Origin of the sequence: Marinobacter sp. M-5 (genome assembly GCF_032911545.1) — a bacterium.
Taxonomy (GTDB): domain Bacteria; phylum Pseudomonadota; class Gammaproteobacteria; order Pseudomonadales; family Oleiphilaceae; genus Marinobacter; species Marinobacter goseongensis.
The window spans coordinates 234,295-258,014 of sequence record NZ_JAWJEK010000003.1 but is presented as its reverse complement, the minus strand read 5'-3'; the positions used below and the strand labels follow the sequence as shown (position 1 = coordinate 258,014).

The 23,720-nt window shown below is 59.4% G+C and carries 20 protein-coding genes; 15 read left to right on the top strand and 5 right to left on the bottom strand.

The genetic code is table 11. The features are described 5' to 3' along the window. Positions 1–87: 87 nt before the first annotated feature. Entirely contained in the window at positions 88–432 is a 345-nt protein-coding gene (locus tag R0125_RS14315; protein ID WP_248182484.1) for a pilin assembly protein, read from the top strand. Positions 433–504: 72 nt separating this feature from the next. Here R0125_RS14315 and R0125_RS14310 read toward each other — a convergent pair whose 3' ends face one another. Further along, a complete protein-coding gene (locus R0125_RS14310) occupies positions 505–738 on the bottom strand; it encodes a hypothetical protein (RefSeq protein ID WP_248182485.1) in 234 nt (77 codons plus the stop codon). Positions 739–821: 83 nt separating this feature from the next. On the opposite strand from R0125_RS14310, the gene ppc reads away from it, so the two are divergent. The 7 genes from ppc to R0125_RS14275 all read left to right on the top strand — a co-directional run bounded on the left by ppc (position 822) and on the right by R0125_RS14275 (position 8,564). Continuing rightward, positions 822–3,467: a phosphoenolpyruvate carboxylase gene (gene ppc / locus R0125_RS14305; protein ID WP_317238633.1), complete on the top strand. Its 2,646-nt coding sequence runs from the start codon at positions 822–824 to the stop codon at positions 3,465–3,467. A gap of 30 nt (positions 3,468–3,497) precedes the next feature. Then, complete coding sequence (locus R0125_RS14300) at positions 3,498–4,868, top strand: HDOD domain-containing protein (protein ID WP_317238632.1); 1,371 nt, start codon at positions 3,498–3,500, stop codon at positions 4,866–4,868. A 208-nt stretch (positions 4,869–5,076) separates the two neighbouring features. Further along, complete coding sequence (gene adk, locus R0125_RS14295) at positions 5,077–5,730, top strand: adenylate kinase (RefSeq protein ID WP_317238631.1); 654 nt, start codon at positions 5,077–5,079, stop codon at positions 5,728–5,730. Between the two features lie 47 nt (positions 5,731–5,777). Continuing rightward, positions 5,778–6,473 (top strand): tRNA (adenosine(37)-N6)-threonylcarbamoyltransferase complex dimerization subunit type 1 TsaB, encoded by a 696-nt coding sequence (gene tsaB, locus R0125_RS14290; RefSeq protein ID WP_248182490.1) that lies wholly within the window; start codon positions 5,778–5,780, stop codon positions 6,471–6,473. Between the two features lie 33 nt (positions 6,474–6,506). Further along, the gene (locus R0125_RS14285; protein WP_248182491.1) at positions 6,507–7,304 is read left to right on the top strand and encodes an undecaprenyl-diphosphate phosphatase; all 798 of its coding nucleotides are present in this window, start codon (positions 6,507–6,509) and stop codon (positions 7,302–7,304) included. Between the two features lie 85 nt (positions 7,305–7,389). Next, a complete protein-coding gene (locus tag R0125_RS14280; protein ID WP_317238630.1) occupies positions 7,390–7,746 on the top strand; it encodes a UDP pyrophosphate phosphatase in 357 nt (118 codons plus the stop codon). Further along, entirely contained in the window at positions 7,746–8,564 is an 819-nt protein-coding gene (locus R0125_RS14275) for a class I SAM-dependent methyltransferase (RefSeq protein ID WP_248182495.1), read from the top strand. The genes R0125_RS14280 and R0125_RS14275 overlap by 1 nt, the downstream gene beginning before the upstream one ends. On the opposite strand, the gene plsB is transcribed toward R0125_RS14275, so the two are convergent. Next, positions 8,565–11,030, bottom strand: coding sequence for a glycerol-3-phosphate 1-O-acyltransferase PlsB (gene plsB / locus R0125_RS14270; RefSeq protein WP_248182497.1), 2,466 nt, complete (start codon positions 11,028–11,030; stop codon positions 8,565–8,567). It lies immediately after the preceding gene. Between the two features lie 165 nt (positions 11,031–11,195). Between plsB and nudC the strand changes: the two genes are divergently transcribed. Both nudC and murI read left to right on the top strand, forming a co-directional pair. After that, the gene (nudC, locus tag R0125_RS14265; RefSeq protein ID WP_248182499.1) at positions 11,196–12,008 is read left to right on the top strand and encodes an NAD(+) diphosphatase; all 813 of its coding nucleotides are present in this window, start codon (positions 11,196–11,198) and stop codon (positions 12,006–12,008) included. Positions 12,009–12,033: 25 nt separating this feature from the next. After that, positions 12,034–12,867 carry a glutamate racemase gene (murI, locus tag R0125_RS14260; RefSeq protein WP_317238629.1) on the top strand — a complete coding sequence of 278 codons (834 nt, stop codon included), beginning with the start codon at positions 12,034–12,036 and terminating at the stop codon, positions 12,865–12,867. On the opposite strand, the gene R0125_RS14255 is transcribed toward murI, so the two are convergent. Together R0125_RS14255 and R0125_RS14250 are read right to left on the bottom strand one after the other, a co-directional pair. Continuing rightward, positions 12,845–13,852 (bottom strand): DUF2156 domain-containing protein, encoded by a 1,008-nt coding sequence (locus R0125_RS14255; RefSeq protein ID WP_317238628.1) that lies wholly within the window; start codon positions 13,850–13,852, stop codon positions 12,845–12,847. The genes murI and R0125_RS14255 overlap by 23 nt on opposite strands. A gap of 51 nt (positions 13,853–13,903) precedes the next feature. Next, positions 13,904–14,557 carry a class I SAM-dependent methyltransferase gene (locus tag R0125_RS14250; protein WP_248182504.1) on the bottom strand — a complete coding sequence of 218 codons (654 nt, stop codon included), beginning with the start codon at positions 14,555–14,557 and terminating at the stop codon, positions 13,904–13,906. A 796-nt stretch (positions 14,558–15,353) separates the two neighbouring features. Here R0125_RS14250 and R0125_RS14245 point away from each other — a divergent pair. From R0125_RS14245 to R0125_RS14230, 4 genes are all read left to right on the top strand, one after another. Then, positions 15,354–16,889, top strand: coding sequence for a fatty acyl-CoA reductase (locus R0125_RS14245; RefSeq protein WP_317238627.1), 1,536 nt, complete (start codon positions 15,354–15,356; stop codon positions 16,887–16,889). A gap of 281 nt (positions 16,890–17,170) precedes the next feature. Beyond that, positions 17,171–19,117, top strand: coding sequence for an acetate--CoA ligase (acs, locus tag R0125_RS14240; protein WP_317238626.1), 1,947 nt, complete (start codon positions 17,171–17,173; stop codon positions 19,115–19,117). 40 nt (positions 19,118–19,157) lie between these two features. Continuing rightward, positions 19,158–19,823 carry a response regulator transcription factor gene (locus tag R0125_RS14235; RefSeq protein WP_248182507.1) on the top strand — a complete coding sequence of 222 codons (666 nt, stop codon included), beginning with the start codon at positions 19,158–19,160 and terminating at the stop codon, positions 19,821–19,823. Between the two features lie 302 nt (positions 19,824–20,125). Next, entirely contained in the window at positions 20,126–21,214 is a 1,089-nt protein-coding gene (locus R0125_RS14230; protein WP_248182508.1) for a fatty acid desaturase family protein, read from the top strand. 27 nt (positions 21,215–21,241) lie between these two features. Here R0125_RS14230 and R0125_RS14225 read toward each other — a convergent pair whose 3' ends face one another. Continuing rightward, positions 21,242–22,231, bottom strand: a complete 990-nt coding sequence (locus R0125_RS14225) for a D-2-hydroxyacid dehydrogenase (protein WP_317238625.1) — start codon at positions 22,229–22,231, stop codon at positions 21,242–21,244. A gap of 258 nt (positions 22,232–22,489) precedes the next feature. Here R0125_RS14225 and R0125_RS14220 point away from each other — a divergent pair, with 258 nt between their 5' ends. Beyond that, complete coding sequence (locus R0125_RS14220) at positions 22,490–23,716, top strand: pyridoxal phosphate-dependent aminotransferase (protein WP_317238624.1); 1,227 nt, start codon at positions 22,490–22,492, stop codon at positions 23,714–23,716. The last annotated feature ends 4 nt before the right edge of the window (positions 23,717–23,720 follow it).

Here is a 23,720-nt window from a genome sequence, read left to right as displayed (position 1 = left end):
CCCGCTTCCTTCGACTACACTTTCCTAAACGGCTGCACTGAAGCAGTGCGCCGTATGCCGTCGAGAAGATGCAGGAGTGAAGGCACCATGAAGATAAAAGATCTGGTCAATTACTGGGATAAGCACGCACGGGGACGGTTGACCCGGGATGCCTATTTTACGGAGTTGTCTGACCAGCATCACAAGCGACTGGAAAAACTGGCCGCTCTTTACCCGATGAAATCGCCGCAGGACCTGATGCGGGACCTGATTTCCGCGTCCCTGGACGAGCTGGAAACCAGCTTCCCTTACGTCCAGGGCACCAAGGTCGTGGCGTATGACGAGGATGGCTTCGAGATCTATGAGGACCAGGGCATGACACCGCGCTTCGTCAGCCTGAGTCAGAAGCATATCCAGCGTCTCAAAGCCCGTCAGTTGGAGTCAGTCGCCTAAAAGCGCTGACGCCAACCGCTGTAAAGACAGGTCACAGGGTGGCGTTGCCACCCTGTGACGGACTTGCCTGCGTTACTTATCCTTCCCTTCCAGTTTTCCCTTTAACGGGGTCTGTCTGACCAGATCATCCAGGGCGGCTCCGATCATGTCGTTGAGAATGTCACTCTCGGTTCTGTCCGGGTAAAGGTCCGCCAGGGCAGCAACACGCGCGGCGTCCTCCAGCGGCAGTCGCAGGTTGTAGTCGTGGGTCCGCTCGACGTTTTCTTTCTTGCTTTCCCAGTGCTTGGGCAGATCGGTAACTTTCATGAATTCTCCTTGCGACTACGGGCGTTAATCGTTATTAGTATCGTTAGTTTACTTCGCCTCCGTCAATTTAAAAGGACGCCAATGTGACAGAGCTACATCCCGATCTTCGAGAAAACGTGCGCATGCTGGGCGAATTGCTGGGCCAGAGCATCCGGCGCTACCCGGGGCAGGAATGTTTCGACCGCATTGAGGAAATTCGCGCCGCTGCGAAAGCCGATCGGCGCCAGGAAAGCGGATCCGGTCAGCGCCTGGTCAGTCTGCTCGGCAAGCTTGGTGATGACGAGTTGTTGCCGGTCACCCGCGCCTTCAACCAGTTCCTCAATCTGGCTAATCTGGCGGAACAGTATCACGGTATACGCCGCAAGCGCGGTCATCAGTCAGACCTGATGGTGGAGTCATTCGGTGAGGTGTTCGAACGCCTGAAGGCCTCGGGCATCAGTGCGGCGGAGCTGCATCAACGGGTCGCGGACCTGCGTATTGAGTTCGTGATGACCGCGCACCCCACCGAAGTGGCCCGTCGCACCCTGATCATGAAATACGACGAAATGTCCGATTGCCTGGCGCGCCTGGATCATGATGATCTGATGCCGGCGGAGCGGGAGGAAGTCGTCTACCGCCTGGAGCAATTGATTGCCGAGGCCTGGCACACGGATGAAATTCGCCACGAGCGCCCCACCGCGGTGGACGAGGCAAAGTGGGGCTTTGCAGTGATCGAAAACAGTCTGTGGCAGGCGCTGCCGCGGTTCCTGAGAAGTCTCGATCTGTCGTTGTCGGAGGCCACCGGGAACGGGTTGCCTCTGGCTGTTGCACCGATCCGCATCGCCTCCTGGATGGGCGGTGACCGCGACGGTAACCCCAACGTGACCCACCAGGTGACCCGCAAGGTATTCTTGTTGGGGCGCTGGATGGCGGCGGATCTCTACCTGCGGGATATCCAGGCCCTGCGTGCCGAGCTCTCCATGTGGCAGGCCAGTGACGAGCTCAAGGCTCTGGTCGGCGACAGCCGTGAACCCTATCGGCATGTGTTGGCCGGGTTGCGGGAGCGTCTGGTCAAAACCCGTGACTGGGCCGAGGCCGCGGTGAACGGCGAGCCTGCGGATGACAGCGATATCCTGTTCGAGAACGAGGATTTTATCGCGCCACTGGAGGTCTGCTACCGCTCGCTGGTGGCGTGCGGACTGGAACACATCGCCAACGGCCCGCTGCTGGATACCATTCGCCGTGCGCACACCTTCGGCCTGCCGTTGATCCGTCTGGACATCCGTCAGGAGGCGGCCCGCCACGCCGAGGCCGTGGCGGAAATGGTCGACTTTCTCGGTCTGGGCGACTACCTCTCCTGGCCGGAGGAGGAGCGGCAGCGTTTCCTGCTTGAGGAACTACAGGGGCGTCGCCCCCTGGTACCGCGGAACTGGCAGCCGTCCGAGCCCGTGAGGGAAGTGTTGGCGACCTGCGAGGTGGTTGCCCGCCAAACCCCGGAAGCGCTCGGGTCCTACGTGATTTCGATGGCCAGCAAGCCTTCTGACGTGCTCAGCGTGATTCTGTTGCTGCGGGAATCCGGGATGACCTTCCCGATGCGCGTGGTACCGCTGTTCGAGACTCTCGATGACCTCACCGGAGCACCGGACAGTATGGCAGCGCTGTATGAGGTGGAGTGGTACCGCGAATACTGTCAGGGCCGACAGGAAGTGATGATCGGCTATTCCGATTCCTCCAAGGATGCCGGCCAGTTGATGGCCGCCTGGGCCCAGTACCAGGCCCAGGAAAAGCTCACCGCGGTGGCCAATCAGTACGGCGTTCATCTGACCCTGTTCCACGGCCGTGGCGGCACGGTGGGTCGGGGCGGTGGTCCTGCCAACCGCGCGATTTTGTCGCAACCCCCGGGATCGGTGAACGGCAGTTTCCGCATCACCGAGCAGGGCGAGATGATTCGTTTCAAGTTCGGCCTGCCCCGGCTGGCGGAGCAGAGCCTGACCCTGTATACCACGGCGGTCATTGAGGCGACGTTGGCGCCGCCCCCTGAGCCGGAACCGGCATGGCGGGAAACTATGGATTGGTTGACGCAACGCTCGCTGAAAGCCTACCGCGATGTGGTGCGGGAAGACCCGGATTTTGTACCCTATTTCCGGCAGGTGACGCCGGAGCAGGCGCTGGGCAAGCTGGCGCTGGGTAGTCGCCCGGCACGCCGCAAGGCCAGTGGTGGCGTGGAGAGCCTGCGCGCGATTCCGTGGATCTTCGCGTGGACACAAATGCGGTTGATGCTGCCCAGCTGGCTGGGCAGTGACGTCGCGCTGGAAGAGGCGGCGAGAAGTGACCGACTGCCCGCGTTGCGGGACATGATGAAAGGCTGGCCCTTTTTCCGTACCTACGTGGATATGCTGGAGATGGTACTGGCCAAGGCAGATCTGCGTATCGCCAGCTATTATGAGCAGACCCTTCTGAATGATGACGAGTTGCGTACGCTGGGAGAAAGCCTGCGATCCCGCCTGGCCGGTTGCATCGAACGGCTGCTGGAACTCAAGGAACAGCAGACCCTGCTGGAAGGCGAACCGGTGTTCGCCCATTCCATGCGGGTGAGGAACCCGTATACTGACCCACTTCATTACTTGCAGGCGGAGCTTCTCCGGCGTGATCGGGAAGGTGAGGGCAAGGGCGAGGTCCCGGAGATGGTGGAGCGGGCTCTGAAAGTGACCATGGCAGGGATTGCGGCCGGCATGCGCAACACCGGCTGACGGACCAGTGTTCAGGACAGGAGTAATCAGGTGGCGGTAGCGGCGCGGCTGGCAGGGTTTTTAACCCGCAAGGGCATTTCATACCGGGAGCTGCCCATCGATCAGGCACTCAATGAGGATGCCTCGGTGATGGCTTCGGGGCTGCCCCCGGAGGACTTTATCCGGGGCACGCTGTTGATCGACATCAATGGCGTGGTGATGGCTGTTCACGGTTTTGACAGCTCTCTGGATCTGGATGCGGTGCAGCAGCTCACCGGCCGTCGCCTGCAACCGTTGACCGCCCGCCAGGGCGGCCGCCTGTTCGCAGACTGCGACCCGGGGTTCCAGCCGCCGATCGGCGCTGCCTACGACATTCCGGTGCTGGTTGATGAAGATGTGCTGCAGGTCGGTCGCGCCCTGATGACCGCCGGCAACGACCATACCCTGATAGAACTGGAGGGTCGCGCGCTGCGTCTGGCGCTGGCCGGCGCGCGGGGTGGGCATCTGGTTATTCGTGGTCAGGGTAACGATAAGCGGGAGTCGCTGACGCTGGAAGAAGTGGCCGATAAACTGCAGAAGCTTTACCGGCTGCCCCCGATGCCGGCACTGGCTCTTCGTATTCTCAAACTGACGGCCAATACCGAGGCTACGGCCCGGGAGCTGGCCGAACTGATTGAGTTCGACCCCAGTCTGACGGCCCAGATCATGCGGTATGCGCGTTCCGCGCTGTTCAATTATCCCGGCCAGATCACGTCCGTTCAGGAGGCGGTTACCCGCGTGCTGGGCTTTGATCGTGTCGCCCACATTGCCCTCGGCATTGCCTCGGTTCGCGCCTTTGATGTTCCGCGCCACGGCATGCTGGGCATGGACAGTTTCTGGCGGCATTCCCTGTACTGCGCGTTTCTGTGTCAGCGCATGGCCACCTGGTGCGATGCCGACAAGGGGTTGTCGTACCTTTGTGGGCTTCTGCACAACTTCGGCCTGCTGCTGGTGGGTCACCTGTTCCCGGCGGAGTTTGATGAGCTCAACAAGTTGCGGGAAGCCAATCCGGAAGCCAGCATGCACTCGCTGGAGGTGCAGGTATTCGGTGCCGGAAACGATCAGGACATCCTCGCGGTCGGGCACGGTGCCATCGGCGGTATTCTCCACCGCCTCTGGCAATTGCCCGATCCGGTGGTGAAGGCGGCCGGTATGCACCAGCAATCCGGTTATCATGGTGAGCACGATCAGTATGTATTGATGGTGCAGCTTGCCAACGGCCTGTTGAAAGAGCGTGGTATCGGGGACGAATTCAACCCCGATGATCTGCCCGCGCTGGCAGCAGCGCTGGGACTGGATGACGCCGCGTTGGCAGCCCTTGGCGCTGATATAGACGGGGTTGCCGGAGAACTGGACGCCCTGGCCGCATCCCTGTCATCCTGACCGCCACGTTTTCGGGCGGGACCCTGATTGATCCACACTGTTGCATGATACGGAGGTCGACTTTCTCTGAGCCGGCTGACTTCGTATAATGCGCGTTCGCCATTTTTTGGCCGTGCCCCGGAGAGGGCAGAGAGGCTGTCGCAAAGGCAGATGTTTTTGCCATAGCTTTTCAAACGATAATGACTAAATACTATGGGAGCACAGCGGTATGCGAATCATCATGTTAGGCGCACCAGGCGCGGGTAAGGGCACCCAGGCCCAGTTCATTACCGAGCGCTTCGGCATTCCCCAGATTTCCACGGGCGACATGCTGCGCGCTGCGGTGAAAGCGGAATCCGAGCTGGGCAAGCAGGTCAAAGAAGTCATGGCAACCGGCGGTCTTGTGTCTGACGATATCATCATCGCGCTGATCGAAGAGCGCATCCAGCAGCCGGATTGCAAGAACGGCTTTTTGCTGGATGGCTTTCCCCGCACCATTCCCCAGGCGGAAGCCCTGAAAGACCAGGGTATCGTGATCGATTACGTCGTCGAAATAGCCGTGGACGACGAAGAAATTGTCAGCCGTCTGTCCGGTCGCCGCGTTCACGAAGGCAGTGGCCGCATCTATCATGTGAAATTCGATCCCCCCAAAACGGAAGGCAAGGACGATGAAACCGGTGAATCACTGGTTCAGCGTGAGGACGACAAGGAAGAAACCGTACGCAAGCGTCTGAAAATCTACCATGAACAAACCGCGCCGCTGATTGACTATTACCAGGACTGGGCCTCCCGCGACGCAACCGCCGCGCCGAAATATGTGCGGGTGGAGGGTGTGGGCAGCCTGGACTCTATCCGCGATCAGATTCTTCAGAAACTGAAGTAACGGTTCCACTGTTATCAACCCGTCAGCGTGAGGCAACCGCAGCATTCGTGAAGTTACTGGCCCTGGATACCTCTTCGGAAGGCTGTTCGGCCGCGCTGCTGGTCGACGGCCGTGTGTCTGAACGCTTCGATCTCGCGCCGCGAGGCCATACCCGGCTGTTGATGCCGATGATTCGTGAGCTGCTGAGCGAACAGAATCTGGTGCCGGCGGACCTGGATGCACTGGCGTTTGCCTGCGGCCCCGGTTCGTTCACCGGGCTGCGGATTGCCACGGGCGTGGTGCAGGGCCTGGCGTGGGGGCTGGATCTGCCGGTTCTGCCGGTATCCTCACTGGCGGCCGTTGCGCTCGGGGCGATGGATACGCTGGACATGAAAGACGGCGATGGTGTTGCCGTGGCTTTCGACGCGCGCATGAGCGAAGTTTACTGGGGCTGCTTCCAGGCCCAGGCCGGTCGCCCGAGGTTACTGGGTACTGAACAGGTATGTGCGCCCGAGGCTGTAAGCCTGCCGCCGGTCTCCGGCCACTGGGCCGGAGCCGGACAGGGCTGGCGCCTGAAGAATCAGATGCCGTCAGGTGTTGTGACTGCCGCCGTGGTGGTGGACGACACGCTGGTGCCCCGCGCCAGCTGCGTGGCCCGCCTGGCCAGCGACGAGCTGGCGAAGGGTGGCGGGGTGTCCGCGGCCCAGGCTCAGCCGGTTTATATCCGGGACGAAGTGACCTGGAAAAAGCTTCCCGGTCGCTGATCAAACCCTCACTCCTTTGTGGAAATCTTGCCGATGGAACTGTGGCATATCATTGCTCTGGCCGTGGTCCAGGGGCTGACGGAATTCCTGCCGATCAGCAGTTCTGCCCATCTTATTCTGCCATCACAGGTGCTCGGTTGGCCCGACCAGGGGTTGGCGTTCGATGTGGCCGTGCACGTGGGAACGCTGACCGCGGTCATGTGGTATTTCCGCCGGGAAGTCTATCGCCTGACCCTGGCCTGGTGTAGCGACACGGTTCGGGGTCGCGTTGGTGGTGACAGCGGTCTCGCCTGGGCGGTGATCGCGGGTACGATCCCCGCAGGGCTGGCGGGCCTGTTGTTGAACGACTTTATCGAAACCGAGCTGCGCTCGGGGCTGGTGATCGCCGTATCGACCATCGGTTTTGGACTGGTTCTGTGGTGGTCCGATGTCGTGGGCCGTCAGACTCGCGACCTGCCGGCTCTGACCATGAAAGACGCCATTGTGGTGGGCCTGGCCCAGGCGCTGGCTCTGATTCCGGGCACCTCCCGCTCTGGCATCACTATCACCGCCGCGCTGTTCCTCGGGCTGAAGCGGGAAGCGGCGGCACGTTTTTCCTTTCTGTTGTCTATTCCACTGATTCTGGCGGCGGGCCTGCTGAAAACGCTGGAACTGACCGAGCAGGGTGGCGCAACCGACTGGACAGCGATTCTGCTGGGTACGCTGGTGTCGTTTGTCAGTGCGGTGGTGTGTATTCACCTGTTTCTCAAATTTCTTGAGCGTCTGGGGATGATGCCGTTTGTGATCTATCGCCTGCTGTTAGGTGTGCTGCTGTTTGTTATGTTGTGGTAGATTGGTTAAGAACTGTGCAACGGGCTTTAAATCCTGGCGAGGTTGTTCCATACTCGATGACTCTAACTCTTTCCGGTTTTAACCCATGATCGGTGGTATCAACCCGAACAATAACGCTGCCTTCCAGGCTGGTAATAACAGCCCGGTCAGGGAGCGCAGTGATGTGGCCCGCGCCCCGGCCTCTGCGCCGGAAAAAAACGCCGACGGCGTGCGCCGGGATCTGGCCGCCGGTCGTGACGAAACCGCCGCCCCCCGCCTTGACACCGAAAGCCTTGAGCGTCGCGTGGAGGCGCGCCGTGCCGCCGAAGACGCTCGCCTGGAGCGCTTCCGCGCAGACGAGCTCCCCCTTGCCACATCCCGGGCTCTGTCGACCTTTGCAGACATAGCCACCCGAGGTGAGTCTGGCGAAAACAGTCTGGCTGGTATTGATATACTGGTCTGATGTTGTCTGATCCCAATCCTGTCAAAGCCTCCGTTGCCGTGGCCTGCAGCCCTCTGGGCAATGCGGCAGAGGCGCGCGCGCTGGCGGATCGCCTCGCGGTACCTTTTCTCGGGGTTGTGAAACCCCGGCAAATGGCTGACGTCGCCGTGCTGCTGCTGTCTGACGAGCAGGGCCTGTGCCTGCAGATGACCGGCAAGGGTGCGCCGGGGCCTGTGAGAGCAGAATTCGTGTCCGGTAAGGCGGGTTATCGCCGCGAGCATGGCGGTGGCACAGGGCAACTGGTGGCCAAGGCCATCGGCCTGCAGAAGACTCGCGCGCCCCTGCACGTCGTGGATGCCACCGCCGGCCTCGGGCAGGACGCGTTTGTGCTTGCCGGACTGGGATGTCGGGTCACGCTGTTTGAGCGGAATCCGTTTATTCATGCGTTGCTGGCCGACGGGCTGGCACGGGCGGCGCTGAATACCGAGGTGGCGCCGATCATCGCGCGCATGACCCTGCAAGAGGGCAGCAGTGTTGACTGGTTGTCGCAGGCACCGGAGGGCGCTGCGGACATCGTCTACCTGGACCCGATGTTTCCGCATCGGGACAAATCGGCGCTGGTGAAAAAGGAAATGCAGGTGTTTCGCGCCGTCGTTGGCGACGACGATGACGCCGAAGCACTGCTGGCGGCGGCCCTGAGGGCGGTCACCTATCGTGTGGTGGTCAAGCGGCCCCGTAAGGCAGCGGCCATCGCAGGCCCGGAGCCGGCCACCCGCATTGAGGGCAAAAGCAGCCGCTATGACCTCTATCCGGTAAGGGCCTTGCCCGGCGCCAGCTGATCAGGCGCCGAGCATGGTGACCTGCTGGATGGCCTGGCGTTTTTCCACACTGAGCACCAGGCGGGCATCCTCCGCCACCTCATTCAGGCCCTCGGTATAGCACAGCAGGCCGTCGTCGTCGGTCGTGATGACGCCGTTTTTCTGCATGTTGGCAATGAAGTTGCGGAACAGGGATTTGTCGAAGAATTCCGGCGCATTCAGGCCGAACAGGATCGACATCCGCTCGGCCAGCAGGGTGCTCTGTTCCTCCAGTTCGGCCGCGCTGATTCGCCCCGACCCGTACTTGCGCAGAATGCCGATGGCGATGTGGTAACGCTCCAATGTCTGGATGATGAACCGCGACAACACCCGCAGCCGCAACATGGCGTCGGTGCCTTCCTCAGGACGGCAGATCCGTCCCTCCCTCTCAAAGATCAGACCTTTCTCGATCAACAGATCAATCCACTGATTGACGACGCCTTCCACTTCGTCCGGCTGGTATTTGAGAAACAGCTCAGATTGCAGATAGGGGTAGGCCACGTTGGCCAGAAACACGATTTTCTCCCGCTGCAGCGAGTTTTTGTTCTCGAACAGACTGGCAATCAGCGAAGGCAGCGCAAACAGGTGCTGAATGTTGTTCCGGTAATAGGTCATCAAGGTGGCGTTGCTGCCCTGCAACGCGATGATGTCACCCAGTTTCTGCGGCTGGCGGGAGATCAACCCCATGTTTTCACAGTAAGCCACCCAGTCTTTGCCACTGCCTTCGGGCAGAGTCACCGTGTCGGCGTAAGGGAAGGCCCTGAGCAGGTCAGCGTACTGATCCATCAGGCGGATCAGCTGACTTTCATCCATCGCCATGCGCTCCGCACCCAACAGCACGGTGGCGGTCATGCCGATGGGGTTGACCGCCACCGAAGCGTTGATATTGGACGCCACTCTCAGGGCCAGTGCTTCCACGGCATCGGGCAGCCATGCCGGACGGTATTCTGTGTCATAGGCCTCGTCACGCCAGGTCGGATGCACTTCGCTCAGCACCTCGGCCAGCGGAATGGCTTCGCCAAAGTTCACAGCCACCCGGCCAAAGGAATTGCTCAGCTTGCGCACGGTCTTGGCCAGCCCGAACACACTCTCTTTCTGTTTTTTCTTGCCGCGCAGCTCACCCAGGTATGAGCGGCCTTCCATCACCTTCTCATAGCCGACATAGACCGGAACAAACACGATCGGCTTGCGGTGATTGCGCAGGAAGCTGCGCACGGTCATTGCCAGCATGCCGGGACGGGGCTGCAGCATGCGCCCGGTGCGGCTGCGCCCACCCTCCACAAAGTATTCCACCGAATAGCCGCGGGTGAACATCACGTGCATGTATTCATTGAACACCGTGGCGTAGAGCGGGTTGTCCTTGAAGCTGCGGCGCATGAAGAAGGCCCCGCCGCGCCGCAGAATAGGCCCGACCACGGGCATGTTCAGGTTGATGCCGGCAGCGATGTGCGGCGGCATCAGACCATTCTTGTACAGCACATAGGACAGCAGCAGGTAATCGATGTGAGAGCGATGGCAGGGTACATAGACTACTGCGTTATCCTGGGCTACTTCCTTGGCCACGTTGATGTTGTTAACGGCAATGCCGTTGTAGATCCGGTTCCATAACCAGGCCAGCACCACCTCCAGAAAGCGGATGGTGACGATGGACATGCTGGCGGCGATTTCGTCGGCGTACTTGTACGCCTTGGCCCGCACTTTTTCCGGCGGGATATCGTCCTTGCGGGCGGTTTCACGGATGGCTTCCTTGACCGCCTGGGTTCGCACCAGACCCTCAACCAGCGTGCGCCGGTGGGACAGGTCCGGCCCCAGGACCGCCTGGCGCACACGCCGGAAATGAGTGCGCAGAATGCGCGCCAGCTTACGGTTGGCGCGCTCCTCACTGTGACGGTACTCGTCGATGACCTGCTTGAGCGACAGTGGCTGGTTGAACTGAACGTAGGTGTTGCGCCCGTGCAGCATGATGATCAGGAATTTCTGCAGCCGGCCAGCCACCGACCAGGTGTCGGACAGCAGCAGCTTGACCAGTGATTTCTCCTTGTCCGGGGATCGGCCCCAGAACAACGATACCGGTACGATCTGCACATCCTTTTCCGGGTGTTCCAGGCCATAGCGCACCAGTGCCTGAAACTGGGCGGTGGGGACCGGCGTTTGCCGCGACTGGAACATTCCGCCAATGCGGCGGTAGAGGAAAAAGAAGGAGTGTGCCGGGCCATTCTTGACCGGCAGGCTGGACTCTGCCCCGGGCAAATCGGCCCTGAGCACCTCCTGCTCAAGGACCAGGCGGCTGGACATGGAGCTGTATTGCAACACATAGCAAACAGGCGTGTCGGGATCGAGCCCGAGTGCTTCGCGCCGGTTACCACTGACATCCGTTCGAACCCACAAAAACAGAATCTTGCGGAAAACAGTGAGGATCAGGCTGCGAAGGGCCTGGAAAATTCGCATAAGGTGTTGCTCCGGTTTCCAAAACAGGCGCTAAGTTTACTTGGTTGTAGTCACAGCGCAAAGCCATCCCGGCGTTCTGCCAGCCGGTCTGGTGTGATACATTTTCGGCGATAAGCATCGTCCCGAACCCGGGGCCTCTCCACCCACTGCTGCAGGATACGCTCTATGACAACCTGGATACCCGGCTGGTCCACCCGTGCTCCGGAGCCGGATAGCCCGGTGCTCGCCATCCGGGGTAGCGCTGTGTTGCGGATCAACGGCGACTGGTTGAGCCCGTGGCAGCAGGTGCGGCCGTTGGTCTCCGGGGCTGTGGAGCCGGTTAACCTGGGGCAGTGGGGAGGCCAGCCGTGCTTTGTGGTAGAGGCGGATTCCGGTTTCGAGGGCGACCAGGAAGAGGTCCCGCTGCGAGACGCCATCCTCGGCATGCCGGGCGCACCCACCGAAATGCTGAGCACCGCCTTCCAGGTCTGGCAGTGGTGGCGGGATCACCGCTACTGCGGCCGTTGTGGTGGTGTTACCGGCCTGCATGCGCTGGAGCGAGCCCGCTGGTGTGAGCCTTGCGGCATTCCCTGGTATCCCCGTGTGGCGCCTTGCGTCATCGTGATGATTCGACGGGACGATCGCATGCTTTTGGCCCGATCGTCCCGGGTAAAGCGGCATTTTTACAGTCTGATTGCCGGCTTTGTGGAACCAGGCGAGACGCTTGAGCAGGCCGTGGTGCGGGAAGTGAAGGAAGAAACCGGCCTGGACGTGAACAACATTCGCTACAGTACGTCTCAGCCCTGGCCCTTCCCGCATCAGTTGATGATGGGCTTTTTTGCGGATTACTGTGGCGGGGAACTGGTCTTACAGGAGGACGAACTGGCCCATGCTGACTGGTTCCTGCCGAGTGACATGCCGCCCGTGCCACCGGTGACTACCATTGCCGGACGCCTGATACGCGACATGGTCGAGGCATTGCAGGAGCCCGGCCAATGAAACTGCCGGGCCGGGGCCGCTGATCATGCCGCGCATTCTGGTTTTTGATTCCGGTATCGGCGGGCTGAGTGTGGCCGCCTGTATCCGTCAGCGGCTTCCTTCGGTGGAGCTGGTGTACGTGGCGGACAACGCTGGCTTCCCCTATGGTGATCAGCCAGAGCCGACGGTTATCGGGCGCTGCCGAACACTGATCGCTGCGGCGTTACAGGCTTTTCCCTGTGATCTGATCGTGGTTGCCTGCAACACCGCCAGTACCGTTGTGCTGCCCGAGCTGCGGGCCATGACCCGGATTCCGGTGGTGGGCGTGGTGCCCGCGGTGAAACCGGCCGCGGCGTGCAGCCTTAATCGCCGCATTGGCGTGCTGGCCACACCGGCGACCGTACGCCGGCCTTACCTGGATGGTCTGATCCGGGAATTCGCCAGTGACTGCCGGGTCGAGCGCATCGGTCACCCATCTCTGGTTCACTGGATTGAAGGTGCGGTAACCGGCAAGGCAATTTCGCAGCCGGCATTAAGTGACGCATTGCAGCCGTTCCGCGACAGCGGGGTGGATACGGTGGTGCTGGGATGCACCCATTATCCGTTGATTCGCCCACAGCTTGAGGCCTGCCTGCCCGATGTGCGTTTCTGGGTGGATTCGGGCGACGCTATTGCCCGTCGTTCGGAATCGCTGCTGGAGCAACAGGGAGCTCTGGTGTCGTCATCGCCCGGTGCCGGGCCGCCAGTCAGGGCGGTGCTGTTTTCCGGGCCCGTGCCCAGCGGGTTGACGGCGTATATGACCAATATGGGGCTGGCCCCGGCGGAGGTTTGTGGCCCATGGCCCGGCGCGCAGGGTATTACAGCAACCGGGTCAGTCTGAACATGGCGAGGAACTCCAGCGCAGGGATGGTCCTGCGGTGGCAGCAGTAGGTCTTGAAGTTGTCACCGCGAAAGCGCGACTTGGTGAATTCCAGTCCTTTGAAATTGTATAGGGAGTTCCCTTTTTCGTAGAGGCCATGGAGAAGACGTTTGAGCGGCCGGCTTTCCTGATGCTCGGTGGCCGGGTCCAGTGACAGGGGAATCAGTCCCAGATCCAGATAGGGCACGCCCTCTGCCTTGAACACGTCCATGGCGTGTGCCATCAGCGTGTAGAAAATGCCCTGCCGGAAATCCGCGTTGGCCCGTGAAATGTTGGGCACATAACTGATGATCTCGTTGTTGCGGTAGATCGGATCAAAATAGATAAAGCCCACGGCCCTGCCATCCTGGTAAGCATAAAAGTGGCGCTCGTTTTCACGGTAGTCCATTTCCATCGGGCGAATCAGAAAGCGAATTTCCTTGCTCTTGCACTTCCGGGTGCGAATCCACGCGTCGGAGATCTCCCGAGTGTGATCATCGCTGAACCGTTCCTTGACACTGATGCCGTTCTTCTCGGCCTGGTTCAGGGCGGTGCGCAGAATCTGCTTTTTCTTGCCGCTCACTGACCAGTCCTGCAGACGGATCCGTGACTCGCTGCCAAACTGGGTACCGAACAGACCAAAGCGCAGATGAAGGAAATCCACCACGGCCTTGGACACCTGGATATAACAGGCGTTCGGAAAACGGGTATGGAACTGTTCCAGGATCACCGCAAAATTTTCCGGGGCGCAGACCGGGTCCGACAGCACGAAGGTGCCCCCCCACTTGCGCATGTAGGCAACATAACCGATGCCCGGCACATCAAAGTACTTCATACCAGGCTGAAGAGTGGAGAAAGACTGCGAGTGCACGCCGTACTGTTTCAGATAGCCGACACGCTCAGCAAAGCTGAGAGCGCCTGCATCGAGCGCGCGGATTCCGTCCAGTGGAAGAATCTGGTCTGACATGGTGATGCTCCCCGATGTGTTTTTGTTCAGAGCATGGTTTGCGGGTGCCGGTTATGCCTGCTTCTGCCCAAGGATTGACCAGTAGCAGTTCATATTCAGAAGCTTGAAGTGCTTCTTCTCGGTGACCTGAAGCCCCAGACGCTGCATGTGCTCGGGGTAGTTGTAGATCTTGTGGAATGCGTTGTTGGCAAACAGCCAGAAGATGAAGACCGCCATGTACCAGTACATTTTCTTGAACAGCCGGGCGATCAGGTTGCCGGTGGGGTAGCAGAAGTCGCCCACGACCACTTTGGCGTCGGCTTTGCCGAGACGGATGAGGTGCTCCAGTACCCGTACCATCATGGTTTCGTCAAAGACATTGAGGAAGAAGTTGGCCACCACCATGTCGTATTGCTCGAACTCATCCACTTTCATGATGTCGCTGTGGATGCGACGAATGGTCAGGTGCGGCGCCTCTTTCTCCTGCGCCCCACCAAACTTGCGCAACATGGTTTCCGACAGATCAACCACGGTGACGTCGGCGCCCAGTTCCGCGGCACGGATGGCATCGCGGCCATGACCCACGCCGGCAAAAAGAATGCGGGCGCCCGGGCGAATGGTTTCCACGTCGAGCATGGCGGTTTTGCAGCGGTGAATGTTCTTGCCGCTGTAGAGGTTGCTGAGGAAGTCGTAAACCGGGCCGATGTATTTGTACTTGTCGCGCATGGTGACTGCTGCCTGTTCAGATCCTGTGGTTTGCTGTCACCGTTGTTGTGATTGTTGGCTCGACTGCCTGTCGGCTTTCCGGTGACAACGCCTGCGTGCTTTCACTCTGTTCGTGAACTCACTCTAGTGAAGGCGTTTGGGCAAATATGTGCAGCACCGCGCATTTCCGGATACACAAAGTAACGCAAAGAAATACTTTGCAAACCAAGTCAACATTTATAATCAGACTGTCCGACAATGTATCGTCAGAAAAGGGTAATCGGATTATCGGGTAAGGTCGGGCGCAAGAAGGTGCGACTTTGGCGGTCAGGTGGCCAGGTTTTTCAATCACGTCAGCCTGCGTGCTGGGACTGGCATGTTACTGGCAGCAACGGTGATACATCGCTGCTACGTTATGAGGCGCTCAATCGGAAATGTGCACTGATGGGGCGCGCGCCGTGCATCACTCGCGCCGCTCCCTGATGTTTTTGTGGAGCAGTTGTCGGGGGCGCTGTCAGGTTCGGACGCCGACGACTCCTGACGTCAAATCTTCTGCATTCCTCGTTCCATTCTCTTCCCATTCCGGCCGGAATGATCCTTATTTTTTCGTCATTTTATTTACTCTTTATGTAGCGTAACTTTGCTCTGTGTCACCGCATCGTCATGGAAGTCGTGCAAATATTAACCTCATTATTTCGAATGATGGCCCGCTTAATGCAGTGCATTAACCAGTGTCTCTGATGGAGAGATACCAGGTGGCTCGGGGCCGGACAAGTGCATTCGTGGCCATAGATTGTTAAGAGAAGGAGTTCCCGGCATGGCAGATCAGCATCAAACTTCAGCATCATCATCCACCGTTCTTGAGCAGCTGCGTGGCAAACACGTTCTGGTGACCGGTACCACCGGCTTTCTTGGTAAGGTGGTGCTGGAGAAACTCATTCGCGCAGTACCGGATATCGGCGGCATTCACCTGCTGATCCGGGGCAACAAGCGCCACCCTAACGCCCGCGATCGTTTTGTCCACGAGATCGCTACCTCCTCGGTGTTCGAGCACCTTCGCAAGCAAGACAACGATGCGTTCGAAACCTTTCTCGAGGAGCGGGTGCATTGCATCACCGGTGAGGTGACCCAACCCCGTTTCGGGTTGCCGGCAGAGCGCTTTACCGCGCTCGCTAACCGGGTGGATGCGTTCATCAATTCTGCCGCCAGTGTGAATTTCCGGGAGGAACTGGACAAGGCCCTGACCATCAATACCCTGTGTCTGAATAACGTGGTACAGCTGGCCCGGCTGAACCGGAAAATGGCGGTTATCCAGGTGTCCACGTGTTATGTGAATGGCAAGAATTCCGGACAGGTCACCGAGTCGACCATCAAGCCAGCGGGTGAGGACATCCCCCGCAGCAATGCCGGCTATTACGAGATCGAGGAGCTGGTGCGTCTGCTGGACGACAAGATTGCCGACGTCCGCTCCCGTTATTCGGGCAAGGTACTGGAAAAGAAGCTGGTGGATCTGGGCATTCAGGAAGCCAACCGCTACGGCTGGAGTGATACCTACACCTTCACCAAATGGCTGGGTGAGCAGCTGCTGATGAAGGCTCTGGATGAGCGCGCGCTGACCATTGTCCGGCCGTCGATTATTGAAAGTGCACTGGAGGAACCGGCGCCGGGCTGGATTGAAGGTGTGAAGGTGGCCGACGCCATCATTCTGGCCTACGCCCGCGAGAAGGTCACTCTGTTCCCGGGCAAGCGCAGCGGCGTGATTGACGTTATTCCGGTGGATATGGTGGCCAACGCCATTATCCTCTCGCTGGCGGAAGCGCTTGCCGAGACGGCGCAGCGGCGCATCTACCAGTGCTGCAGCGGAAGCAGCAATCCGATCACCCTGGGCGAATTCATCGATCACCTGATGGCCGAATCCCGGTCTAATCATGCCGCCTATGATCAACTCTTCTATCGTCGGCCCACTAAGCCGTTCATCGCCGTTAACCGCAAGCTGTTTGATGTGGTGGTCGGCGGAATGCGGATACCACTGAGTGTGACCGGGCAGGTGATGAAGTTGCTGGGTCAGAACCGTGAGCTGAAAATGCTGCGGAATCTGGATACCAGCCGCTCCCTGGCCACCATTTTCGGGTTCTATACCGCTCCGGATTACATCTTCCGTAACGATGCGCTGCAGGCGCTGGCGTCTCGCATGGGCGAGCTGGACCGGATGTTGTTTCCCGTGGACGCACGGCAGATCGACTGGGCCGTCTACCTGCGCAAGATCCACCTGGCAGGGTTGAATCAGTACGCGCTTACGGAACGCAAGCTCTACAGCCTGCGTTCCGCCAAAACTCGCCAAAAAGCCGCCTGATCCGGTCCGCGGGCCCGGTCTGTAAGCCGGGCTCGCGGCTCTCTCTTGCCTTTCTGCTCCTCCCGGGTGCCCCGCCTTGCGGTTCGTGTTGCCGCAGCTATCCTATGTTCAGACTCCCACACAACGTGATTAGCCGTTGTTTTTGTGTGGCTTTAGTGGCTGTCTCGTAGAAAAGTTCAGTCTCATTAGGACGTTAGTCTAATTCATTGTGTGGTGGCACACATGTTGAACTACCAGCAAAATCACAATGACAAAAGACTCTAAACCATAGGGGGAGCACAATGACTGAGAAACAGGTCTATCCGGTGAGTCCGGACGTTGCCAAGCACGCGCTGCTGAACCGTGACCAATACGAGCAGATGTATCGGCAATCCATTGAAGATCCCGACGCGTTCTGGGCCGAGCACGGTAAGCGGCTGGAGTGGATCAAGCCGTTCAGCAAGGTGAAGAACACCACGTACGATTACGACAATCTCTCGATCAAGTGGTTCGAGGATGGCGAGCTGAACGCCTCCGCCAACTGCCTTGACCGCCACCTTGACGCCCGTGGTGACCAGACCGCGATCATTTTTGAAGGTGACGACCCTGCTGATTCCCGTCATGTCAGCTATCGCGAGTTGCACGAAGAAACCAGTAAGTTCGCCAACGCCCTGAAAGGCCTGGGCGTCAAGAAAGGCGATGTGGTCACCATCTACATGCCGATGATTGTGGAAACCGCTGTGGCGATGCTGGCCTGTGCTCGTATCGGCGCGATTCACTCGGTGGTGTTCGGTGGCTTCTCGCCAGAGGCGCTGGGTGCCCGTATTGCCAACGGCAAATCCCGCTTTGTGGTGACCGCCGATGAAGGTGTTCGGGGTGGTCGCAAGATCCCGCTCAAGAAAAACGTTGATGCTGCCCTGAAGAATGACGACGCCGCCAAGGTCGAGAAAGTGGTCGTGGTCAGCCGTACCGGTGGCGATGTGCCCTGGAACGACAGCCGTGACGAGCGTTACGAAGACCTGATGAAGACCGCATCGGCGGACTGCAAGCCAGAGCCCATGAACGCGGAAGACCCGCTGTTCATGCTGTACACCTCGGGGTCGACTGGCGCGCCCAAGGGTGTCCTGCACACCACTGGTGGCTACATGGTGTATGCCTCCATGACCCACCAGTACGTGTTTGACTACCATGATGGCGATGTTTACTGGTGCACGGCGGACTTCGGTTGGGTGACCGGCCACAGCTACATCCTGTATGGCCCGCTGGCTAACGGTGCCGTTACCGTGTTGTTCGAGGGCGTGCCTAATTACCCGGACAGCTCCCGTATGGGTCAGGTGGTGGACAAGCACAAGGTCAATATTCTGTACACCGCGCCGACCGCGATCCGGGCGCTGATGGCCGAAGGCGATTCCTGCATGAACGGCACCAACCGTAACAGCCTGCGCCTGCTGGGCTCGGTGGGTGAGCCGATCAACCCGGAAGCCTGGGAGTGGTATCACCGGGTGATCGGCAACAGCCAGTGCCCGATCGTGGATACCTGGTGGCAGACCGAGACCGGCGGCATCCTGATTTCGCCCCTGCCCGGCGCCATTGACCTCAAGCCGGGCTCGGCGACCGTGCCCTTCTTTGGTGTGAAACCGGCGCTGGTAGACAGCAATGGTGAGATCCTGCAGGGCAAGGCCGAGGGTAACCTGGTGATTCTAGACAGCTGGCCGGGCCAGATGCGCACCATCTACGGCGACCACGAACGCTTCAAGCAAACCTACTTCAGCGCCTACAAGGGTATGTACTTCACCGGCGACGGTGCCCGTCGCGATGAGGACGGATACTACTGGATTACCGGCCGTGTGGACGACGTGTTGAACGTGTCAGGCCACCGCCTTGGTACCGCTGAGGTCGAGAGCGCGCTGGTTTCCCACGAGAAGGTGGCCGAGGCGGCTGTGGTTGGCTACCCCCACGAGATCAAGGGCCAGGGCATCTATGTCTATGTCACTCTGGTGCAGGGGCAGGAGCCATCTGACGCGCTCAAGAAAGAGCTGGTTCAGTGGGTGCGCAAGGAGATCGGTCCGATCGCCTCTCCGGATGTGATCCAGTGGGCGCCGGGATTGCCGAAGACGCGCTCCGGCAAGATTATGCGCCGCATTTTGCGTAAGATTGCAGCTAACGAGCACGACCAGCTGGGCGATACCTCCACTCTGGCAGACCCGGGCGTGGTGGACGATCTGATCAGCAGTCGTGCGTTCAAATAAGGTCTGTCAGCAGGCCAGAAATCTGTGAGGAATCGGTTGAATGGCACAAACAATTATCGTCGCTGATGATCACCCGCTGTTTCGTGCAGCTCTGAAGCAGGCGGTCAATCAGGCGGTTCCTGATGCGCAAACGGTTGAGGTTGACAGCATCAAGGCGCTGCAGGCGGCGGTGGAGTCACACCCGGATGCGGATCTGGTGTTGCTGGATCTGAATATGCCGGGTGCCCACGGCTTCTCGGGGCTCGTGTTCATGCGCGGGCAGTACCCGGGGTTGCCGGTGGTGATTGTGTCAGGCTCGGAGGAGATGCAGGTGATGCGCCGTTCGATCGATTACGGGGCGTCGGGTTTCATTCCTAAGTCGGCGCCGCTGCCGACCATCACCGAGGCGATTCAGGCGGTCCTGGAGGGGGATGTCTGGTTGCCAGCAGGGGTGGCGGACAAGATCGAGCGGATGCATTCGGACATGACGGATTTCTCCGAGAAGCTGGCCTCGCTGACGCCGCAGCAGTTCCGGGTGCTGGGTATGCTCGCTGAGGGGCTTCTGAACAAGCAGATTGCGTATGATCTGGATGTGTCGGAGGCGACCATTAAGGCGCACATTACGGCGGTGTTCCGGAAGCTCGGGGTGCGGAACCGGACCCAGGCGGTGATCGCGATTCAGCAGATGGAGATCGATCCATCGGATCAGTCGTTGTCTGGCAGTTGAGCTGACCTGGTTTGGGATTATGAAACGGGGAGCCTTCGGGCTCCCTTTTTTTATGCCCTTGAATAGCGCTCGTGCGCTGGAGTCAGCGCCGGTCGGGCCAGACCCGCCCGACGCCTTGAACGTCTGCGAAGGTTTTTCATTTATTTCGGTACATCTGTACGCGTATTTTTCAGAAGTCATTAAAAATTAATCTATCTGCCATTGTTATTGGCTCTTTCATTCTGTAAATTCGGCTCACACATGTACGCTCAAATTAATAACGGCGTAACGGACAATTTTATTTTCAGAATGAAAGGTGACGAATGAACGCTGCTGTGAAACCCGAATCGATGGGTAATGCCGTGTTTGGACAACCCGATGAGCGTGAGCTGCGGGACAGAATGAAAAAGGAGCTGCCGGCGGATACTTTCCAGGCGCAGACCTGGCGGGTGATCTGGTTTCTCCCGTTGCAGTTGATTATCTGGGGAGGCATCGCGGCGATTCTGCTGGCGGGCTTGCCGTGGTATGCCAATCTGGGGCTGGGTTTGTTGGTGGGGCACACCATCGGTGCTCAGGCATTGCTGGCGCACGAGGTACTGCACGGTGCCCTGGGCATGAGCAAACGTTGGCAGAATGTCTTCGGCTGGCTGGGTTTCGGCCCGATGATTGTGCCCCCGGAGTTCTGGCGCAAGTGGCACAACGTGGTGCATCACGGTAACACCAACACCGGTGACTCCGATCCTGACAGCTTTGGTACGCTGCGCCGTTACAAGACCGATCCCAAACAGAAGAAGTTCACCAAACTGGCGCCAGGGTCAGGCACCTGGTACAGCTATCTGTTCCTGACTTACTCGTTCACGTTCCACGCGCAACTGGTGCTGTGGTTCCAGGCCAAGCGGCGTAAGCAGTTTCAGGGGCTGGACCGCGGCAAAGCGATTCGCCAGACGTTCTACTGTATGGCCGCGTGGGCGGTACTGGCGGTGATCTCGGGGCCGTTGGCGTTGTTTACCGTGTTGATTCCGTTCATGGTCGCCAATGCGCTGGGGCAGGGGTACATCCTCACCAACCATTTCCTGCGTCCGCAGACCGCAACCAATAACCCGCTGGACAACTCCATGAGCCTGCGCAGTAATGCGCTTCTGGATCGCCTGCATTTTCGCTTCAGCCACCATGTGGAGCACCATTTCTTCCCGAAGATGGGGCATAACATGGCACCCAGGGTGCGTAAGTGGCTCGAGGACAATCATGGCGAACGTTACATGGCCATGCCCCATGGCACGGCGCTGAAGCTGCTGCATACGACGCCACGGGTTTACAAGTCGTCCACCGAGTTGGTGGATCCGAATCATCCGGAGCGGGTATTTGATTTGTTGCCGTTGCAGCGAGAGTTTGCGGCGAGTAATCGTCGTTAATCAGGGGGTGTCGGATTACGCCGGAGGCTAATCCGGCTTGCTCCCGGCATACCCCAGTTCCTTGTCCACCAGATTGAACAGCTCCTCGCCACCATGCCAGCGGTCAAAGTTCTCCAGGAACTGGTCGGTGAGGGCACGTTTCCAGCCGATGAAATCGCCGGCCATATGGGCGGTCATGATGACATTGTCCATGTCCCACAATGGGTGATCTTCGGCCAGGGGTTCTTCCTCGAACACATCGAGGCCAGCACCGGCGATCTCGCCACTGCGCAATGCTTCAATCAGATCATCGGTTTTGACGATGGGGCCGCGGCCAATGTTGATGAGACGGGCGTGGGGGCGCATGGCCTTGAAGGCCTTGCGGTCAAACAGCCCTTCGGTCTGGGGCGTTAACGGCGCGGCGATGACCACGTAGTCAGCCAGCGCCAGCTGCTCGAACAACTCCTCGTTGCTGTGTACGGCAATAAAGTCCGGGTCGTCACGGCGGGCCTTGCGGGCAATGCCGTGGGGTTTCATGCCGATGGCGCTGACCAGGCGGCCGATCTGGCGGCCGATGGAGCCGGCGCCTACCACCAGCACCTGATTGCCCTGCGCCCGTTCGGTGTCCCGGTGCTGCCATTTGTGGTCCAGCTGCAGGCGGATTGAGCGGGGGAAGTCCTTGGCGAACATCAGAATGGTGCAGAGCACGTACTCGGCAATGGTGCGGTCGAAAATGCCGCGAGCATTGGTCACCGTTACCTGGCCTTTGGTCAGGGCCGGGAACATCAGCGCGTCTACCCCGGCACTGGTGGCGTGAATCCATTGCAGCTTGTCGGCGGCGGGCCAGGCCGCTTCCAGGGCTTCGGTGCGGAAGTCGGTCACCATCATCACATCGGTGCCGGGCAGGGTGTCTTTCAGAGTCGGTTCGTCATAGGCAAACCGTACCGTGGCCCTTGCCCGCAGTGCGTCCATGCCCGGGGGTTCCTGTTCCCCCGGTGCTGTCAGAACGGTTACGACCGGTTTGCTGTGTTGAGTCATCTTTCCTCCGCGGACCTGTTACCTGGAATCGGGGTGCCGGTGGCTGGTTGCCTGGCGGTGTAACCCTGTCTGTCACAGTCTGGTTTGCGGGGCGCGGGCGGTCAACCTGAGTTCGTCAGACAAAGGGATATGAGCGCTGCAAACAGGCAATGTCAGGCGGCGTGGAATCTTTCTGAGGTTATGTCTTGTACGCCCCCTCCATACTGGCTAACCTGCAGGAGTAGCTTCTTTTTTGCGCTGTTCGCAGGAGGTAGATTTATGGCAGAAGCCGCCAACAACGACACTGGCCAGTCCAAGCCGAGAAAGGTGAAATACCGTAACTCCAAGGCCAGTTGGAACCCTGCCATGCAAGCCGTGCCGGTGCCCGGCATTCGTCGCATGGTGAATATGGCGGCGACCATGAAGGATGTGATTCATCTTTCCATTGGTCAGCCAGACCTGCCGACACCCAGGCATGTCATAGATGCCTATGTTGATGCCCTGCATGCCGGGCAGACAGGCTACACCATGGACGCCGGGCTGCCGGAGCTGCTGGTGGCGCTGCGGGATTACTACGGCAAGCGCTATAACCGCAAGCTGACCCGCGACAATATTCTGATCACCAGCGGTGCGACCGAGGCCATGTATCTGGCGATCTCCGCCACGTCGGCGCCGGGCCGTCAGTTTATCGTGACCGATCCTTCTTTCCTGCTTTACGCACCGCTGATCCGGATGAACGGTGGCGAGGTCAAGTTCGTGCCCACCCACGCCGAGAATAACCATCAGCTCGATCCGGACGAAGTGATCCGGGCCATGGGCCCGCGCACCTTCGCGCTGATTCTGAACAACCCCAACAATCCGACCGGTGCGGTTTACCCCCGCAGCACGGTGGAGACCATTCTCGAAGAATGTGCGTACCGTGGCATCCAGGTGTATGCGGACGAAGTCTACGACCACCTGATTTTTGATGACGAGGACTTTGCCAGTGTCCTCAACTGCTCGATGGACCTGGATAACATCATGTGCATCAGCAGTTTTTCAAAAACCTACAGCATGGCCGGACTAAGAGTCGGCTGGGTGATCGCCAGTCAGGCCGCCATCAAGTCCTTGCGGCGCTTTCACATGTTCACTACCTCGGTGGCCAATACGCCCTCGCAGTTTGCCGGCGTGGCAGCACTGACCGGTGATCAGCAATGCGTCAAAGATATGGTCGACATCTACCGGGAACGTCGCGACAAGGTGGTTGAACTGATCGAACAGACACCGCACCTGACCGGATATAAGCCTGGCGGTGCCTTTTTTGCGTTCCCGGATCTGCCGCGCCATGTCGACGGTTCCGATCTGGCATTGCGCATGCTCAAGGAAACCGGGGTGTGCATGGTGCCGGGGGATGCCTTCGGTGAACACTGCACCAACGCCGTGCGCATCAGTTTTTCCACCACCTGTGAGAAGCTTGAAGCAGCGTTTGACCGGGTGATTCCATGGATGGCCAAACAACAGTTCTGAGGTA

What these genes read in the sequence shown, in the direction of transcription:
- R0125_RS14315 (WP_248182484.1), top strand. Translation starts at nt 88, where the DNA reads ATGAAGATAAAAGATCTGGTCAATTACTGGGATAAGCACGCACGGGGA.
- R0125_RS14275 (WP_248182495.1), top strand. Translation starts at nt 7,746, where the DNA reads ATGTTGTCTGATCCCAATCCTGTCAAAGCCTCCGTTGCCGTGGCCTGC.
- R0125_RS14255 (WP_317238628.1), bottom strand. Translation starts at nt 13,852, where the DNA reads ATGTCAGACCAGATTCTTCCACTGGACGGAATCCGCGCGCTCGATGCA.
- R0125_RS14225 (WP_317238625.1), bottom strand. Translation starts at nt 22,231, where the DNA reads ATGACTCAACACAGCAAACCGGTCGTAACCGTTCTGACAGCACCGGGG.
- plsB (WP_248182497.1), bottom strand. Translation starts at nt 11,030, where the DNA reads ATGCGAATTTTCCAGGCCCTTCGCAGCCTGATCCTCACTGTTTTCCGC.
- R0125_RS14285 (WP_248182491.1), top strand. Translation starts at nt 6,507, where the DNA reads ATGGAACTGTGGCATATCATTGCTCTGGCCGTGGTCCAGGGGCTGACG.
- R0125_RS14310 (WP_248182485.1), bottom strand. Translation starts at nt 738, where the DNA reads ATGAAAGTTACCGATCTGCCCAAGCACTGGGAAAGCAAGAAAGAAAAC.
- acs (WP_317238626.1), top strand. Translation starts at nt 17,171, where the DNA reads ATGACTGAGAAACAGGTCTATCCGGTGAGTCCGGACGTTGCCAAGCAC.
- R0125_RS14250 (WP_248182504.1), bottom strand. Translation starts at nt 14,557, where the DNA reads ATGCGCGACAAGTACAAATACATCGGCCCGGTTTACGACTTCCTCAGC.
- murI (WP_317238629.1), top strand. Translation starts at nt 12,034, where the DNA reads ATGCCGCGCATTCTGGTTTTTGATTCCGGTATCGGCGGGCTGAGTGTG.
- adk (WP_317238631.1), top strand. Translation starts at nt 5,077, where the DNA reads ATGCGAATCATCATGTTAGGCGCACCAGGCGCGGGTAAGGGCACCCAG.
- nudC (WP_248182499.1), top strand. Translation starts at nt 11,196, where the DNA reads ATGACAACCTGGATACCCGGCTGGTCCACCCGTGCTCCGGAGCCGGAT.
- R0125_RS14245 (WP_317238627.1), top strand. Translation starts at nt 15,354, where the DNA reads ATGGCAGATCAGCATCAAACTTCAGCATCATCATCCACCGTTCTTGAG.
- R0125_RS14220 (WP_317238624.1), top strand. Translation starts at nt 22,490, where the DNA reads ATGGCAGAAGCCGCCAACAACGACACTGGCCAGTCCAAGCCGAGAAAG.
- R0125_RS14235 (WP_248182507.1), top strand. Translation starts at nt 19,158, where the DNA reads ATGGCACAAACAATTATCGTCGCTGATGATCACCCGCTGTTTCGTGCA.
- R0125_RS14230 (WP_248182508.1), top strand. Translation starts at nt 20,126, where the DNA reads ATGAACGCTGCTGTGAAACCCGAATCGATGGGTAATGCCGTGTTTGGA.
- R0125_RS14280 (WP_317238630.1), top strand. Translation starts at nt 7,390, where the DNA reads ATGATCGGTGGTATCAACCCGAACAATAACGCTGCCTTCCAGGCTGGT.